This is a genomic window from Sphaerisporangium sp. NPDC049003 (genome assembly GCF_043197795.1).
Taxonomy (GTDB): Bacteria; Actinomycetota; Actinomycetes; order Streptosporangiales; family Streptosporangiaceae; genus Sphaerisporangium.
This window is the reverse complement of sequence record NZ_JBICTU010000004.1, coordinates 62,494-78,203: the sequence shown is the minus strand read 5'-3', so window position 1 is coordinate 78,203 and position 15,710 is coordinate 62,494. Positions and strand designations below refer to the sequence as shown.

The 15,710-nt window shown below is 73.5% G+C and carries 15 protein-coding genes; 4 read left to right on the top strand and 11 right to left on the bottom strand.

Annotated features, from left to right (window positions below; genetic code table 11):
* Nucleotides 1–208: 208 nt before the first annotated feature.
* On the top strand, nucleotides 209–1,561 hold the full coding sequence (locus ACGFIV_RS05385; RefSeq protein ID WP_392832207.1) for a serine hydrolase domain-containing protein: 1,353 nt from the start codon (nucleotides 209–211) through the stop codon (nucleotides 1,559–1,561).
* Between the two features lie 8 nt (nucleotides 1,562–1,569).
* Here the strand turns inward: ACGFIV_RS05385 and ACGFIV_RS05380 are convergent, their stop codons facing one another.
* A complete protein-coding gene (locus ACGFIV_RS05380; RefSeq protein WP_392832204.1) occupies nucleotides 1,570–3,156 on the bottom strand; it encodes an MFS transporter in 1,587 nt (528 codons plus the stop codon).
* A gap of 214 nt (nucleotides 3,157–3,370) precedes the next feature.
* On the opposite strand from ACGFIV_RS05380, the gene ACGFIV_RS05375 reads away from it, so the two are divergent.
* Both ACGFIV_RS05375 and ACGFIV_RS05370 read left to right on the top strand, forming a co-directional pair.
* Nucleotides 3,371–4,639 (top strand): RNA polymerase sigma factor, encoded by a 1,269-nt coding sequence (locus tag ACGFIV_RS05375; protein ID WP_392832201.1) that lies wholly within the window; start codon nucleotides 3,371–3,373, stop codon nucleotides 4,637–4,639.
* Between the two features lie 21 nt (nucleotides 4,640–4,660).
* Nucleotides 4,661–5,182 (top strand): N-acetyltransferase family protein, encoded by a 522-nt coding sequence (locus tag ACGFIV_RS05370; protein ID WP_358550662.1) that lies wholly within the window; start codon nucleotides 4,661–4,663, stop codon nucleotides 5,180–5,182.
* A gap of 27 nt (nucleotides 5,183–5,209) precedes the next feature.
* Here ACGFIV_RS05370 and rox read toward each other — a convergent pair whose 3' ends face one another.
* Entirely contained in the window at nucleotides 5,210–6,637 is a 1,428-nt protein-coding gene (gene rox / locus ACGFIV_RS05365; protein ID WP_392832197.1) for a rifampin monooxygenase, read from the bottom strand.
* A 193-nt stretch (nucleotides 6,638–6,830) separates the two neighbouring features.
* Here rox and ACGFIV_RS05360 point away from each other — a divergent pair, with 193 nt between their 5' ends.
* The gene (locus tag ACGFIV_RS05360) at nucleotides 6,831–7,184 is read left to right on the top strand and encodes a hypothetical protein (protein ID WP_392832194.1); all 354 of its coding nucleotides are present in this window, start codon (nucleotides 6,831–6,833) and stop codon (nucleotides 7,182–7,184) included.
* 105 nt (nucleotides 7,185–7,289) lie between these two features.
* Here the strand turns inward: ACGFIV_RS05360 and ACGFIV_RS05355 are convergent, their stop codons facing one another.
* The 9 genes from ACGFIV_RS05355 to ACGFIV_RS05315 form a co-directional block, all read right to left on the bottom strand.
* Nucleotides 7,290–7,811 (bottom strand): DUF1990 domain-containing protein, encoded by a 522-nt coding sequence (locus ACGFIV_RS05355; protein ID WP_358550668.1) that lies wholly within the window; start codon nucleotides 7,809–7,811, stop codon nucleotides 7,290–7,292.
* A 28-nt stretch (nucleotides 7,812–7,839) separates the two neighbouring features.
* Nucleotides 7,840–8,655 carry a YndJ family protein gene (locus ACGFIV_RS05350; protein WP_358550670.1) on the bottom strand — a complete coding sequence of 272 codons (816 nt, stop codon included), beginning with the start codon at nucleotides 8,653–8,655 and terminating at the stop codon, nucleotides 7,840–7,842.
* A 183-nt stretch (nucleotides 8,656–8,838) separates the two neighbouring features.
* Complete coding sequence (locus tag ACGFIV_RS05345; RefSeq protein ID WP_358550672.1) at nucleotides 8,839–9,108, bottom strand: sigma factor; 270 nt, start codon at nucleotides 9,106–9,108, stop codon at nucleotides 8,839–8,841.
* A gap of 128 nt (nucleotides 9,109–9,236) precedes the next feature.
* Nucleotides 9,237–11,375, bottom strand: coding sequence for an alpha/beta hydrolase-fold protein (locus ACGFIV_RS05340; protein ID WP_358550675.1), 2,139 nt, complete (start codon nucleotides 11,373–11,375; stop codon nucleotides 9,237–9,239).
* A 253-nt stretch (nucleotides 11,376–11,628) separates the two neighbouring features.
* Entirely contained in the window at nucleotides 11,629–12,057 is a 429-nt protein-coding gene (locus ACGFIV_RS05335; RefSeq protein ID WP_392832188.1) for a protein phosphatase, read from the bottom strand.
* 100 nt (nucleotides 12,058–12,157) lie between these two features.
* Nucleotides 12,158–13,720 (bottom strand): FAD-dependent oxidoreductase, encoded by a 1,563-nt coding sequence (locus ACGFIV_RS05330; protein ID WP_392832185.1) that lies wholly within the window; start codon nucleotides 13,718–13,720, stop codon nucleotides 12,158–12,160.
* 80 nt (nucleotides 13,721–13,800) lie between these two features.
* Nucleotides 13,801–14,430, bottom strand: a complete 630-nt coding sequence (locus tag ACGFIV_RS05325) for a TetR family transcriptional regulator (protein WP_358550681.1) — start codon at nucleotides 14,428–14,430, stop codon at nucleotides 13,801–13,803.
* A 145-nt stretch (nucleotides 14,431–14,575) separates the two neighbouring features.
* The gene (locus tag ACGFIV_RS05320) at nucleotides 14,576–15,091 is read right to left on the bottom strand and encodes a hypothetical protein (RefSeq protein ID WP_358550683.1); all 516 of its coding nucleotides are present in this window, start codon (nucleotides 15,089–15,091) and stop codon (nucleotides 14,576–14,578) included.
* A gap of 94 nt (nucleotides 15,092–15,185) precedes the next feature.
* Nucleotides 15,186–15,635, bottom strand: coding sequence for a MarR family transcriptional regulator (locus ACGFIV_RS05315; RefSeq protein WP_358550685.1), 450 nt, complete (start codon nucleotides 15,633–15,635; stop codon nucleotides 15,186–15,188).
* Between the last annotated feature and the right edge of the window lie 75 nt (nucleotides 15,636–15,710).

Below are 15,710 nucleotides of genomic sequence, written 5' to 3'. Positions count from 1 at the left end.
GCAGCCCGCGCCCCGGCGGTGCGCCGGTCGTCGTGTCGGCGGGCGTCCCGCCCGGGGTCGCGGGCGGCCGCGACGGCTCCTCGTGCGGCGCCACGGCCCCGGCCGGCCCGCCGGGCGTGACCGGGTGGCCGAGCGGCCTGCCCGAAGATCCCCGGTAATGTGTCAGCTGTTCTACCAAGCGGCTTACCGATGCGGGGAGGGCGGCCGGATGGCGGCGGTTCTGGAGGGTACGGCTCGCGCGCTGCTGCGCCGTGTGGCCATCGAGCAGGCCGAGACGCGGATGCCCTCGCTGGCCGCCATGGTCCTTCGCGAGGGCGAGCCGGTCTGGTTCGGAGCCCGGGGCAGGGCTGAGGGCGCCGCCCCCACCACCGCCACCCAATACCGCATCGGGTCGATCACCAAGACCATGGTCGCCGTGCTGGTGATGCGGCTGCGCGACGAGGGCCTGCTCGACCTTAACGACCCGCTGGCCAAGCACGTCGCCGCCACCCCGGTCGGAGACGTCACCATCGCCCAGCTGCTCTCGCACACCGGGGGGCTCACCGCCGAGCCGCCCGGGGGGTGGTGGGAACGCACCCCCGGCGTCGAGATGGACGCCCTGGCCGGCGCGCTGGACGTCCAGACCGCCCGTCACCGGCCCGGCCGCCGGTTCCACTACTCCAACCTCGGCTTCGCCCTGCTGGGCGAGCTGGTCGCGCGGCACCGCGGGGTCGGCTGGGCCGAGGCGGTGCGGTCGGAGATCCTGGAGCCGCTGGGCATGCGCGACACCACGACCCGCCCCCGCGAGCCGTACGCCCGCGGGTACGCCGTGCATCCGTGGGCCGATGTGCTGCTGCCCGAGCCCGAGCACGACGCGGGTGCGATGGCCCCGGCGGGTCAGCTGTGGTCCACCCCCGCCGACCTGGCCAGATGGGCGGCGTTCCTGTCCGGCGGCAAGGAGGCGGTGCTGCGTGGCGCCACGCTCGCCGAGATGCGCGAGCCCGCCGCCGTCGAGGACGGCGACACCTGGAGCGTCGGCCACGGCCTGGGCGTCCAGTTGCTGCGCCACCGGGGGCGGCGCCTGGTCGGGCACGGCGGGTCGATGCCGGGGTTCCTCGCGGTGGTCTGGGCCGATCCGGCCGACCGGGCGAGCGTGCTGGTCATGGCGAACGCCACCTCGGGGCTGCGCGCCTCGGTGGCCACCGACCTGCTCGACATCCTGGACACCCACGAGCCGCCCCTGCCGCGCGAGTGGGCGCCCTCCCCCGCCGACGCCGACCTGCTGGAGACCACCGGCCCGTGGTACTGGGGGCCGGCCGCCTACCTGCTGCGCCTGCTGCCCGGGCGCGACGTGTCGCTGGCCCCGGTGGGCGTCCCCGGCCGGTCCTCGCGGTTCGCCGCGCAGGCCGACGGCACCTGGCTCGGCCTCGACGGCTACTACGCCGGGGAGACCCTGCGCCTGGTGCGCCGCCCCGACGGCTCCCCCGGTCACCTCGACCTCAACACCTTCGTGTTCACCCGAGAGCCGTACGACCCGGCCGCGCCCGTCCCCGGCGGCGTGGACGCCTCCGGCTGGCGCTGACCCCGGCCTCAGTCACGCGCGTCCGCCTCCCGGCCGCTGGGACGTACGTGCCGCAGCAGGGTGAGGGTGGCGACGGCGGTGGCGAGCAGCAGGACGGCGCTGATCGCGGCGGTCAGGTGCATTCCCGCGGTGAACGCCTCGCGCGCGGCGGCGAGCAGCCGCGCGCCGAGGGGGCCCGGCAGGTCCGAGGCGGCGGTGAGGGCGCCCGCGAGGGTGTCGCGGGCCGCGCCGGCCGCCTGGGCGGGGACGCCCTCGGGGATGGCGCCGGCGATGTGGGCGCGGTAGACGGCGGCGCCGAGGCTGCCGAGGGCGGCGATGCCCAGGGCGTAGCCGAACTCCGAGCCGGTCTCGTTCATCCCGGCGGCCAGGCCGGCCTTGCCGGGCGGGACCGCGCCGATGACCAGGTCGACGGTGAGGACCACCATGGGCCCGCCGCCGATGTTGGTCAGGGCGAACCCGAGCGCCACCACCACCAGGCCGTGCTCCGGCCCGGCCTGGGTGATCAGCAGCAGGCCGGCCGCGCCGGCGGCCATGCCCGCGCCGATGAGGTAGGCCGGGCGGACGCGGCGGGCGAGGATCGGGGACAGCAGCGCGCCGGTGATCGAACCGGCCACCGCCGGCAGCATGGCCAGCCCTGCCCGCAGCGGCGACAGCCCGGCGACGAGCTGGAAGTACTGGGTGACGAACAGCATGATCGCGCCCATCAGCGTCGTGCCGGCCATCATGGCGCCCATCGCGGCGGTGAAGGAACGGTTGGCGAACAGCCGCAGGTCCAGCAGCGGGTCGGCCAGCCCGCGCTGCCGCCGGGCGAACGCCACCCCGAAGGCCGCGCCGGCCAGCACCGCCGTGACGGGCATGGCCTGCCAGCCGCTCCTGGCCAGTTCCTTGAGGCCGTAGATGGCCGGCAGGATCGCGGCCAGGGACAGCGCCACGCTGGTCAGGTCGAGCCGGCCGGCGGCGGTGTCGCGGTACTCGGGCAGCAGCACCGGGCCGAAGGCCAGCAGCAGGCCCATCGCCGGCACGCCCAGCAGGAACACCGACCCCCACCAGTAGTGCTCCAGCAGTGCCCCGCCCACCAGCGGGCCGACCGCGGCGCCGGACATGAAGCACACCATCCACACGCTGATGGCCACGGCCCGCTGGCGGGGGTCGCGGAACATGTTGCCGATCAACGCCAGTGTGGAGGGCGTCAGCGTCGCCCCGGCGACCCCCAGCAGCGCCCGGGCGGCGATCAGCATTCCCGGTCCGGTGGAGTAGGCCGCCAGCACCGAGGCAGCCCCGAACCCGGCCGCGCCGATGAGCAGCAGCCTGCGGCGCCCGATCCGGTCGCCCAGGGTGCCCATCGTGATGAGCAGGCCCGCCAGCATGAACCCGTACACGTCCATGATCCACAGCTGTTCGGTGGCGCCGGCCCCGAGGTCCGCGCTCAGCCGGGGCAGCGCCAGCAGCAGCACGAACACGTCGATCGAGACCAGCAGGGCCGCCAGCGCCAGCACACCGAGCCCTGCCCACTCCCGCCGCCCGGCCCGCGGGCCGGTGGCGTGCGGACCCGCCGCCGTCGCGCCGCCGGTGTCCGTCGCGGTATTGGCATCCATGAAAAGACCGCTCCTGTCTCGTGAGATCGCGAGGTGCCTCCATTGGGCACTTCACACCCGTGGGTCGGAGCGGGCGTGGAGAATTCGACATCCGGTTCCGCGCGGGCCGGGATTCCCGCGCGGCCGTCACCTGGTTGACTGCGGGGACGGCGACACGACGACCGGGCCCGCCCGCATCCAGGCGCGGCGGCCCACCACCACGCGGGACGGAGATGTGAGTACCGACACCCAGGTCGAGAACCTGCTGCGCGAGTTGGCGCCGCAGGTCGCCGGCATCCTCCTGCGGCGTCACGGGCACTTCGACACCGCCGAGGACGCGGTGCAGGAGGCCCTGCTGGCCGCCGCCGTGCAGTGGCCCGTGCGGGGGATCCCCGACAGCCCCAAGGCGTGGCTGGTCACGGTGGCCTCCCGCCGGCTGACCGACCAGTGGCGCAGCGACCACGCCCGCCGGGTCAGGGAGGTCACGGTCGCGGCCATGGACGCCGATGCCGTGGCGCCGGGCCCGGGTGAGGACACCCCGCCGGATCAGGACGACACCCTTACCCTGCTGTTCCTGTGCTGCCATCCCGCGCTGTCGGCGGCCTCCCAGCTCGCCCTCACCCTGCGCGCCGTCGGCGGGCTGACCACCGCGCAGATCGCCCGCGCGTTCCTGGTCCCCGAGGCGACCATGGCCCAGCGCATCAGCCGGGCCAAGCAGCGCGTCAAGGCCACCGGCATCCCGTTCCGCATGCCCCCCGAGCCCGAGCGGGCCGAACGGCTGCGCGTGGTCCTGCACGTGCTGTATCTGATCTTCAACGAGGGGCACACCACCACCTCGGGGCCTGACCTGCACCGCGCCGAGCTGACCGGGGAGGCGATCCGGCTGACCCGCGCCGTTCACCGGTCGCTTCCCGGCGACGGCGAGGTGGCCGGGCTGCTCGCGCTCATGCTGCTCACCGACGCGCGCCGCCCGGCACGTACCCAGCCCGACGGGACGCTGGTGCCGCTGGCCGAGCAGGACCGGAGCCGGTGGAACCGCGCGCACATCGCCGACGGCATCGCGCTGATCACCGGCGCGCTGTCGCACGCGACGCTCGGCCCCTACCAGGTGCAGGCGGCCATCGCCGCGGTCCACGCCGAAGCGCCCCGTGCCGAGGACACCGACTGGGCACAGGTCCTCGCGCTGTACGAACTGCTGGCCCGCGTCGCGCCCAACCCCATGGTGACGCTCAACCACGCCGTCGCGCTCGCCATGGTGAAGGGGCCGGTGGCCGGGCTCGACCTGCTGGCCGAGCTCGACGGCGACGAACGGCTCGCCGGTCACCACCGTCTCGACGCGGTCCGCGCGCACCTGCTAGAGATGGCCGGTGAGCTCGACGCGGCCCGCGACCGCTACAGGGCCGCGGCGCGCGGCACCACCAGCATCCCCGAGCAGCGTTACCTGGAGACCAGGGCCGCCCGGCTGGCGCCCCGGGACCCCGGCGGCGTTGCCGGGTCCGGCTGAACCCGATCACGGAGACGACAGGTGTCGAACGAGGAAACGCGCATCCGTACGGCCGTGCCCGCCGACCTTGAGACGGTCGCGGCGATCTACTCCCACTACGTCACCGGCAGCCTCGCCACCTTCGAGGAGACCCCGCCGAGCGTGCCCGACTGGGAGCGCAGGCTGGACGATCTGGCCGGGCGGGGGCTGCCGTTCCTGGTCGCCGACGTGGGCGGCCAGGTGGCCGGGTACGCCTACGCGGGGCCGTGGCGGCCCAGACCGGCCTACCGGCACACGGTGGAGGACTCGATCTACCTCGCCCCCGGCTGGACCGGCAGGGGGCTGGGCCGCGCGCTGCTGGACCCGCTGCTGGCCGGGTGCGCGAGCGCCGGCGCCCGGCAGGTGATCGCGGTCATCGCCGACACCGGGGACGACGCCTCGGCCGCGCTGCACCGCCGGTTCGGCTTCACCGAGGCGGGGCGGCTCAGGCAGGTGGGCCACAAGCACGGGCGCTGGGTGGACACGGTGCTCATGCAACGCGGCCTGTCCCCCGGCGCGGCCTGACCCGTCGCCAGAGCCGCGGTCGCGTGCTCAGGTGACGGCGGCGCCGAACCACTTGGGCAGCCGGCTGAGCAGATCCTGCTGGTCTTCACCGACCCACGCCACGTGGCCGTCCGGCCGCAGAAGCGCCGCGGGCACGTCCAGTTCCTCGCTGCCGTCGACGACGTGGTCGACCCGATCGGCCCAGCCCGCCACCGAGAGCCGGCCGGTCTGGTCGAGCAGTAGCCCGCGGCCGCCGTGCATCAGCTCGTAGAGGCGCCCCCGCTTCAGGCCCATGTCCCGCATCCGCCGGCCGAGCAGCTCGTGTCCCTCGCCGAAGTCGTAGCGGACCCCGATCGCGGTCGTCTTCTCGATCAGGTACCGGTTCACCTCCTCGAAGTCCATCAGTTCGGCCATCAGCCGGCGCACCGCCTGGGGGCCCGGCTCCAAAGACAGCAGCTCGGACTGCGCGCGGGTGTTGTTGAGCACGTCCGCGGCCACCGGGTGCCGTTCGGTGTGGTAGCTGTCCAGCAGCCCTTCCGGTGCCCAGCCGCCGACCTCGGCGGCCAGTTTCCAGCCGAGGTTGAACGCGTCCTGGACACCGAGGTTGAGCCCCTGCCCGCCCAGCGGCGGGTGGACGTGCGCCGCGTCGCCGGCCAGCAGCACCCGGCCGACCCGGTAGCGCTCGGCCTGGCGGGTGGCGTCGCCGAACCGCGACAGCCAGCGCGGGGAGTGCGCGCCGAAGTCGGTGCCGGCGAACACCCGCAGCCGCTGCCTGAACTCCTCAAGGGTCGGCGGGACCGTGCGGTCGGCGGCCACCCCCTCGGCGGGCACGACGAGGCGGTACTCCCCTCCCCCGATGGGCCCGGCGCCGAACCCGCGGTTGGTCTTGCGGACTTCCGCGACGATGGCGGCGATGGTCGCCGGCTCCTCGGTCACCCGCATCTCGGCCAGCAGCCACTCGGCCCTGGCGGGCTCGCCGGGGAAGCCGACACCGAGCAGCTTGCGCACCGTGCTGCGGCCGCCGTCGCAGCCGACGAGGTAGCGCGAGCGCAGCCGCGTGCCGCCGGCGAGCTCGGCGGTCACCCCGTGGTCGTCCTGGCTCAGCCCGACCAGCTCGCAGCCGCGCCGGATCTCGACGCCGACCTCGGTGGCGCGCTCGGCCAGCAGGCGATCGGTGACGTTCTGCGGGATACCGAGGATGTACGCGTGCGCGGTGTCCATCCTGTCAGGCCTCGGCTTGTCGATACCGGCGAAGTGGCCACCGAGCGCGTACTTCTGGCCGTGCGCGAGGAATCGCTCCAGCAGGCCGCGCTGGTCCATCACCTCGATGCTGCGCACGTGCAGGCCGAGCGAGCGGACGATTCTGGACGGCTCCGCGTCCTTCTCCAGCACGAGCACGCGCACGCCGTGCAGCCGCAACTCACCGGCCAGCATCAAGCCGGTCGGTCCGCCACCGGCGACGATCACGTCGAACATGAAGACCCCCCCTTCGACTAGGTCGCGTTTCGGGCTCAGCGGTCCGCGCGGTCCGGAGGCGCGCATCCGCGAGCACACGTATGCCGTGGATCCCTGATTTCCGCAGGTCCTGGCTTACAGCCGGAGATTCTGCGGCATGACCCGGGTCTTGTGGCAAGCCCCCCGGTGCGCTATACGTTGAGAGTGGCAAGGAGTGAGTGACCCCCTTGCCTTCACCGCTTGTCGTCCGTTGCCGACGGACGGCTCCTCGCTGAAGCGACCGGCGTGCGCGACCGCCTGTGCTCGCCGTCTGGTCGGTGCCGGGTTCCACTTCGACGCCGCGATGCGCGACTTCGTCGCCACCGGTGCCGGCCGCACCCTTGGCGAGGCCGTGAAGCACTGGCACGCGACGCGAAACCAGGAGCGTGGGGAGATCGGAGCCCAGTTCGAGCTCAATCGTTTCCTTCGCGAGTGGCACGCTGCCCATCCCGGTTCCGGTCGCCAGGCCGCGCTCGCCGCCTGGCGGGAGTACAGGTCCCTGCCTGTCGACGCCCGGCCACAGGCGTGACGGACTCAGGTCCCGCCATCGGAACAGGTCTTCCAGGGAGCGTGCGGGAGGACGAGCGGTTCCTGGGCCGCCTTTCGGCCGGCGGCTCCGGTGACGCTCCCGCGATCAGCGGGTGTGGCGGCGCAGCGCCGAGGCGTAGCGGCCGGCGAAGTAGCGCTGCGCCAGGGCGACCAGTGGCCAGGCGGCGCGCGTGTACCAGCCGCCGGGCCGGGTGAAGGCGCTGACCGTGAACGACATCGACCCGTCGCCGGCCACCTCCAGCAGGAAGGACTCCTCGCCGGACTCCGGATGGCCGGGAAGCGTGCCGTACGCGAACCCCGCGCGGCGGTCCTCCTCGACGGTCCACACGACCCGGCAGGGGGCGGCGATCGCCAGCGGGCCGACCCCGAGGTGGGAGACCACCACGACTCCCGGCGCGGCCCTCGGCGCGGTGGCCTGGGGCGACAGGCCGAGAGCGGCGTGCATGCGCCAGGTCAGCAGCGCGTCGGCCGCGCGGCCCAGGCAGGCGCCGTCGCCCATGGGATAGCGGCGCCTGAGGTGCCGGTAGCCCTGCGGCAGCTCGCCCGTGCGGGTCGCCCCCGCCTCGGCGTAGGTCAGCTCCGCGTCGTCGTACCGTTCCAGGTCCATCGCGCTCCTTGCCTGATCGGTCGTCGGATCACAGGGGCCGGGTCCGTAGCCTGCGCCAGGCGGCCAGCCCGCACAGCGCGAACCCGGCGGCGTTGCACACCCCGTGGGTGGCGGCCATCCATTCCACCGACGGGTGAGGCAGCCCGGTCGCCTCGCCCACCGCCCAGCTCAGCGCCAGCAGCATGGTCGCCGAGAGCGTCAGGGCGCAGGCGCCGAGCAGGACGCGGGTCAGCCGGTCGGCGGCCCCGCGCCGCACCTGTGTCCATGTCAGCCACCCGACGAGCCACATTCCCGCGGTGAGTACCACCGCACCCGCCAGTTCTGCCCAGTCGTCGACGAAGTAGCCGAGGAACACCAGGGCCGTGCCGCAGGGCACCGCGAGCGCGGCAGCCCTTGCCATCGCACGGTCCCCGGTTGCGCGGCACACCAGACCGGCCACCAGCGCGGCGGCGAACCCGGCGAAGTGGAAGTGCGCCACGGTGAGGGCGAGGATGGCGGGCTTGAAGCCGAGCAGGGCGTGGCCCGCGCGCTCCCACACCAGCGCCAGGCCCGCGACGGCCGGTGCCGAAAGGGCCGTGAGCACCGCCACCTCGCGCGGCGCCAGGGACCGGTGCCGCCACGCCCGTACGGCCGCGTGGCCGGCCGGCACCGCGGTGGCCAGGGCGTAGACGACGGCGAGCGCCGTCGCGGCCGTACCCCGGGCGAGCCAGAGTGAGAGCGCGCCCGGCACCGCGCCCGCGACCCACACGTGCCTGACGGCGCGGGGCGTGTCGATCAGTGTGAGCCCGGCCGGCACCACGACCAGCATGCCGATCATGACGATGACGTTGACCAGCGGGGTCACGGCGCCTCCGATTGAACGTGTTCAATTGGCTCCTGGTGGCAGGCTACCAGGCGGGCCTCGCGCGGGCTCGGGGGGGCCAGGCAGGCCAGGCGGGACCGCGTTCAGGTCGGGCGCGGCACGCAGCCTCGTGGTCTCGTCCGCCATCATCTGGCGAAGGTCGTCCTCAAGAGTGGACATTCCTGATCACTCCTTCCATCGATCGCTCGCCGAACGCCACACGGAGTTTGGCGATCGCCTTCGACTGATGGAGCCGTTGACGATGATGCGGCGGATGTAGGGCTCGGGGTTGTCGTACCGCACCCGGTCCCAGTTCCGGTACGTGCGCTCCAGCGCCGTCTGCAGGAGGTCTTCCGCCTCCTTCTCGTCGCCGCACGCGAGGTAGGCGACCCGAAGCAGACTCGTGCCGCGTGCTGCCACGAACGCGGCGAACCCATCGCCTTCCGCGCCGGTCACGTCTGTCCGTCCAATGTCATGACCTCTAATACACCTGGGCCGTGCCGGGCGTTGCCCGCGCCCGCGCGGGCTTCCCGGCGGCGCGCCTCACCCTGGGGTTCGCGGGCGCGCCGCCTTGCGTTCGGTCGTCAGATGGGCAGGCCGGTCACCGGGTCCACGACAGCGGTGAACACGTCGCCGTTGCCCGGTGCGGTGGCGCCGGCCGCCGTGCCGTACGTGAGGCCGGTGACGCGGACCTTCCCGTCCGGGCCCGGAGCGGCGAACAGGTTGGGCTCGGCGAAGGGGTCCGCGCCGTCGTCACGGGCCGAGCCGAACTGGGCCGCCGCCACCTGCTTGCCCTTGGCGGACAGGCGTACGGTCAGGACGTCGGCCTGCCCGGCCACCACGCCGACCCGGCCACGGGTGTACCCGAGCACCTCGGCCTCGCCGTTCGGCAGCGGCACGACGGCCGCCCCCGCGTCCGTGGCGGGGGTCGCGACGGTGGTGGCCCACTTCTGCTTGCCCGCGGAGGTGTGGGCGACGGCGAGCAGGTCGCCGCCGACGGACCCGGTCGCGAGCACGAGGCCGCCGCTCGTCACCGTCACGGCGTTGAGGCGGTCGTCTCCGGCGCCGCCCGCCGTGGTCACCCAGCGCCTGGTCCCGTCGGCGTCGTACCGGGCGATCCAGCCGTCCTGCCCGCCGAGCGCGGTGGTGCCCGGCAGCCCGGCGGGTCCGCCGCCGACGATGTACGCGCCGGTGGCGTCGGCCGCCACTCCGTACGCCTTGTCCTCGCCGGGTCCGCCGAACTGGCGTACCCAGGCGACCTGCCCGCCGGACGTGACGCGGGCGAGGATGGCGTCCTTGTCGCCGCTGTTCGCGCCGGACAGCGCGCCCTTGGTGTATCCCGCGAGGTAGGCGCCGCCGTCGGAGGTGGCCGTCAGCCCGTACGCGCGGTCCGCGACGCCTGCGGCGCCGAACTGGGTCAGCCACCGCACCTCGCCGTTGGCGTCCAGGCGGACCACGAAGGCGTCGTCGGAGGCGTTGCCCGCGTGGTGGCCGTCCAGGTCGCCCCGGGTGTAACCGGCGGCGAGGACGCCGCCGTCGGGCAGCGCCGCCACGCCGTAGAGGCGCTCGTCGGCGGCCGTCCCGAGTTGCCTGGTCCACCGCGCCGTACCGTCCGCGCCGAGGCGCCTCAGCACGACGTCCAGCCCGCCCGCGTAGGCCTGGCCGTCCACCGCGCCGCTCGCCGCGTAGCCGAGGGTCGTCGAGCCGTCGGCGTGGGAGGCGACGCCGCCCGCCCAGTCGGTGCCGGCGGTCCCGTACAGCGGAGCGGGCAGCCCCGCCGGGGGGACGACGCTGAGTGCGGGACCGAGGTCGGCCATGCCCTGCTCGAACGCGGGTCCCCAGACGCTCCAGTCGTGGCCGCCGTCGAGGATGCGCATCTCGGCCGAGACGCCGGGCGCCCGCCGCGCGGCGTTGTAGAGCGCCTCGGACTCGAAGTCGAGATCGTGCCGGGCGTCGGCCGGGCCTGGGTTGGCGTACTCGTCGTCGCCGACCGCGATGAACAGCCGCACCGGCAGGTCGGGGTCGAGTTCCGACAGCAGGCGGGGGTAGTTGAGCCGCTGGTACACCTCGTCGTCGAACTTCTGACCGCCGAGCCCGAACGCGCCGTAGTCGCGGGCCGAGGAGTCGGCCGGGGGCAGCGGGGTGTACACGGCCGGGCTCAGCACCAGGGCGCTGCCGAAGAGGTCCTGGTGGGCCAGCGCGTACCGCAGCGCGCCCGCGCCGCCCATCGAGTAGCCGCCGACCATGCGCGCCGAGCGGATCGCGGCCGTGCGGTAGGTGGCGTCGACGTGGTTCACCAGGTCGCGGGTGAGCGCGGTCTCCACAGGCCTGCCGGGATCGTCGCTTCCGGTGTACCGCGAGTCGACGTACCAGTTGCCGCGCTCGCTCCAGGGGGCGTCGGGCATCACCGCGATGAGCGCGGGGATCCGCTCGTCCTGGATCATCTCGTCCAGGGTGTCCTTGACCTGGGTCCAGGACTGCAGCGAGTCGCCTCTGCCGTGCAGCAGGTACAGCACCGGATAGCGCCCGCCGCCCCGCACGTAGCCGTCGGGCAGGTACACGTTGTAGGCGATGGGCTCGCCGAGCGCGGTGGAGGGCGCGGAGGAGGCGGTGATCGTGCCGGTCTTCGGCTTGCCTCCCCGCGCCTCCGCGGGCATGACCGCGAGCATCGCGAGCGCCAGGGCTGCCAGTAGGCCGAGCGCACGCCATCGAGAAACGACCATCTGGCCACTCCTTCGCCGGGGCCGGTGGGGGTCCCCTGCCTGAGGGCGGGACGTTTCTGTAAACGTTTACAGTGGCGCCCCGGCCCGACACGTCTTGGGTGAGAGGTTTCCGGTGAGTTTCGCGGGCCGTTTGGGACGTGTCAATAGGGCAATTCGGTCACGACGCCTGCGGCCGGATCGCCGGCGGCCAGCCCTTCGCGGCCGGGGACGGACACCGGTCGCGCCCGCAGAGTGAGGCTGCCCGGCGAGTCCCCTACCGGAAGCGGGTGACGAAGCGGCGTTGCCAGGGGGTCTCGACAGCGTGTGAGGAGTAGTGCTTCCGGACGTAGGCGACCGCCTCTCGGCTGGGCACCCCGTCCAGCACGGCGAGGCAGGCCAGCGCCGTACCGGTTCGCCCGGATCCGCCGGCGCAGGCGATCTCGACGCGTTCGGTCTCGGCACGCGCCCATGCCTCGCGCAGCGCGTCCCCGGTGGCCACCCGGTCGGACGGCAGCCAGAAGTCCGGCCAGCGAAGCCAGCGCGCCTCCCACGGCACCGGGGGCGGCTCGTGGCCCAGCAGGTACAGCGCGAAGGCGGGCGCCGGCCCCACCGGAAGAGGGCGGCGCAGTCCACGGCCGCGAACGAGCCGGCCCGAGGGCAGGCGCAGCACGCCCGCCATCGTGGGCTCCCAAGCAGCGATCATCGAAGGAGCGTACGCCTGTCCTGGCCATGGAGACGCTCTCGACGCGAATGGCGGGCGACGCGAAATCGTGGTATCAGAATCCGCGCCCCGCAGGGCTCAGTCAGGTGCGGGCGGGTTCGACTACACCGAACCACCGCCGCAAGGCCGCCCGGAGTGCTTCCAGCTCGGTGGGATCTGGTTGGGGCGACGCGGATGCCCAGGCCACATAGCAGTCCGGCCGAAGGAGCAGTGCGGTGGGCGCGGGGTGCGGGGCGCGCGCGGTGACGCCATCGACCTGGCCGTGCCACGGGGCGAGCGTCCGCGCCAGGGACGCGTCTTCGGTGAGGTCGAGCAGCAGGGGTCGTGCGGTCCTGGTCAGCTCGGCCAGCCGGACCGGCCCGGCCGGGGTGCGCAGTTCCATGTCGGGGGCGAACCGGCCGACCAGCGGGTGCGCCTCGGGTTCGCCCATGTCGTAGCGGACGTCGGCGCCCGCGGTGAGTTCGGCCAGGCGCTGTACGGTGCTCGTGTCGCGAAGCAGTTCGGTGAACACCTCGCGCAGTCCGGTGACATCGCCGCCGGGGGCGATCAGGGCCGACTGCGCCCGCGCGTTCATCACCATGCGCTGGGCGGCCTGCCGCCGCTCGGTCTCGTAGCTGTCCAGCAGTCTGGGCGGGGCGCTGCCGCGGATTTCGGCGGCGAGTTTCCAGCCGAGGTTGATCGCGTCCTGCAGGCCCAGGTTGAGCCCGGGCCCGCCCCCCGTGGCGGCGTACACGTGGGCGGCGTCGCCGATCAGGAACACCCGGCCGTCGGCGAACCGTTCGGCGACCCGGGTGTTACCGCCGGTCAGCCGGCGCAGCACGTGCGGACCTTCGCCGTCGGGCGGACCGAGCGGCACCTCGACGCCGAGCACGCGGCGGACGCTCGCCCGCAGCTCGTCGAGGCTCATCGGAGCGCCGGTCTCGGGCTGGTCCCACTCTGAGGCGCTGACCAGCGGCGGGTGGCCGGGCATCGGCGCGTAGGAGAACCCGCCGTGCTCGGTGCGGTGGGGCAGGAACGGCAGAACAGCGCCCCGGCCGGGCACGTTCAGCGCACCGGTCGCGGGGTCGACCCAGTCCGCCGGGATCGACGCGTGCGCCGAGCGGACCGTCATCCGGTCGTAGGTGACGCCGGGGAACCCGATGCCGGAGAGCTTGCGCGTGGTGCTGTGCGCTCCATCCGCGCCGATGAGGTACCGGGCCCGCAGGTGGTACGTCCCGCCCGGCCCCGCGGCGTCGACGGTGACCGCGTCGTCGTCCTGCGACAGGCCGGCGACCTCGTGTCCGCGCCGGATCTCCACGCCCAGTTCGACGGCGCGCTCCTGAAGGACCTGCACGATGCGTCGCTGCGGCACCGGGAGGGCATAGATCGGGCTGTCCCGCAGCAGGCTCAGGTCCAGGCCCATCGCGCCGAACATGAAGTACGCGGAGTTCGGCCGTGGTGGCTCCGGGCTACCACTGAGACGTTCGTGCAGGCCGCGGCGGTCGAGCATTCTCACGACCTGGCCGAGCAGTCCGTTGGCTTTCGGTTCCTGGCTCGGCTCCGGCAGCCGCTCCAGCACGACCGGCCGGACCCCCGCAAGGGCCAGTTCGCAGGCCAGCATCAGCCCGTTCGGACCTCCGCCGGCGATGACGACATCTGCGATCATCGATTCTCCTTGTTCGCACGGAAAAGGGCAGGACGGATCGGCCCGGCGCCGGCCGGGCGTGATCGGTTCGCGCGGGTTTCCTATGGGACGGGAAGGCCCGCGGTGAGCTGGGCGAACACCTCGCGCAGCAGCGGCGCGAGCGGAATCGGCGGATCGGCGCTCATGCAGTGCTCCACGGCCACGGCACTGCCCGCGCCGACCACGGCGGCGACCAGCTTCGGGTAGACGTCATGTGCCACGTCGGTGCCGGTGCGCTCGGCGACCGCCTTGGCCAGCTCGTCCTGCGCGGCCGCGTTCGCCTTGAGTACCTCACCCTGCAGCGCCGGCTCGGCCAGCAGCAGCCGGAGACCGTCTCGCCAGCGCTGGTCGTGGGGAGACCCGCCACCGTGGCCCTCGTCCGGCGCGAAATGGGCCTGCACCGCGCTCACGATCGAGTCCCACAGCCGCTCGGTGGCCGGCCGCGCTCGCAGCTCGTCGGCGATGCGCAGCGCGCGCTCCAGGTGGCCGGCGGCTATCGCCTCGGCCTTGCTGGAGAAATAGTTACGGAAGGTGCGCACGGACACGTTCGCCGCCGCGGCGATGTCCTCGATCGTCACGTCGCCCCATCCGCGCTCGACGCACAGGCGGATCGTGGCCTGGCTCAGCGCGACGCGGGTCTCCCGCTTCTTGCGCTCCCGCAGCCCGGTACCGGCATTGTCTCCAGCGGTCATGTCCACCACCGTAGCAAATCTTACCAAAAATGCAAAAATGCTTTTTCGGCAAGATCACTGGGAGCGGGGCACGGAAGACGACCTCGCGGACCGGGTCATCAGGATGGCCGCGAGCGGCGACCCGGCAGTGGTGGCACGCCGCCGCTCAGGCGCGCTCACGCAGCCCGGTCTCGTCGGCGACGACGCCGGCCTGCGGGCCGCCCTCGCCGCAGTCGGGGCCGTTCGGGAAGGCGCCCTTGGGGGTCACCTCGATCTCCCGGTCGAGCACGGAGGCGCCCTGGTCGTCGAACAGCGCCACACCGACCCGCACCGCCTTCTTGGGCAGGCCGGGGACGTCGCCGAAGGCCTGCGACCCGCCGTCGGGCGTGAGGAGCGCCCCGCAGGTCTCCCCGGGGTCCGATCCGCAGGTCTTCGGCGTGGGGACGCTGACGGTGGAGGGGGCGAGCACGAGCTCGGCGTCGTGGCAGGAGCCGTCCCAGCAGACCCGCATGGTGGCCCGCTTCACCTTGGCGGCCAGCGGCGCCTCGACGAGCAGGGCCACCCCGACCCGCGTGCCGATCAGGGTGCAGGGCCTGCCGGAAGGCGCGGTGCCGCCGCATCCCGCCAGGCAGGCGACGACAAGGGGCAGGACGGAGATCCTCAGGGCGCGATGCACATCCATCTAGACGTATCTCCTGCCCACCGGGTTCTCGAATGGTCCTGCCGGTGCCGGCCTGCCGCCCGCGAGGTCGATAGTGAGACCGAAGGGGGCCGGTCTACGAGCCGTCTCGCCCGAGTTCGGCCAGGCGGGTCAGGGCGGGCAGCGCCCTGGCGATCGCCTGCCGTTCCTCGGTGGTCAGCCGGGCGATGAGCGGGACCAGGTGGCGGGTCCGGTCGTCGTGGCGTGACCGGCCGACCTGCCGGCCGGCCTCGGTGATGTGGACGAGGACGGCGCGCCCGTCGCTCGGGTCGGGGCGGCGCTCCACCAGCCCGTCGCGCTCCAGGCGGGTGATCAGCTGAGTGATGCCGGGCTGGCTGACCTGCTCGGTCCTGGTCAGGTCGCTCTGCCGCATCGGGCTGCCTCCGGCCGCGAGGGTGTCCAGCACCGACAGCGTCGTGAACGACAGTTTCTCCAGCGTCGGGAGCCGGATGTAGAAGCGGTTGAAGTTCTCCAATGCCGTGGCGAAGGCGTCCACATCCAGGTCGTCGCTCGCGTTGTCGTCCACACCCCGAAACATATCGCACGTTTATTTAAGCTGCTTATGCTGTTTCGCGCACGCTCCGCCCCCCGCCCCCCTGCG

Coding starts and splice junctions, on each gene's coding strand:
- ACGFIV_RS05385 (WP_392832207.1), top strand. CDS start 209: ATGGCGGCGGTTCTGGAGGGTACGGCTCGCGCGCTGCTGCGCCGTGTG.
- ACGFIV_RS05380 (WP_392832204.1), bottom strand. CDS start 3,156: ATGGATGCCAATACCGCGACGGACACCGGCGGCGCGACGGCGGCGGGT.
- rox (WP_392832197.1), bottom strand. CDS start 6,637: ATGTTCGACGTGATCGTCGCCGGTGGCGGACCGACCGGCTTGATGCTG.
- ACGFIV_RS05355 (WP_358550668.1), bottom strand. CDS start 7,811: ATGGACCTGGAACGGTACGACGACGCGGAGCTGACCTACGCCGAGGCG.
- ACGFIV_RS05340 (WP_358550675.1), bottom strand. CDS start 11,375: ATGGTCGTTTCTCGATGGCGTGCGCTCGGCCTACTGGCAGCCCTGGCG.
- ACGFIV_RS05335 (WP_392832188.1), bottom strand. CDS start 12,057: ATGATCGCTGCTTGGGAGCCCACGATGGCGGGCGTGCTGCGCCTGCCC.
- ACGFIV_RS05330 (WP_392832185.1), bottom strand. CDS start 13,720: ATGATCGCAGATGTCGTCATCGCCGGCGGAGGTCCGAACGGGCTGATG.
- ACGFIV_RS05325 (WP_358550681.1), bottom strand. CDS start 14,430: ATGACCGCTGGAGACAATGCCGGTACCGGGCTGCGGGAGCGCAAGAAG.
- ACGFIV_RS05320 (WP_358550683.1), bottom strand. CDS start 15,091: ATGGATGTGCATCGCGCCCTGAGGATCTCCGTCCTGCCCCTTGTCGTC.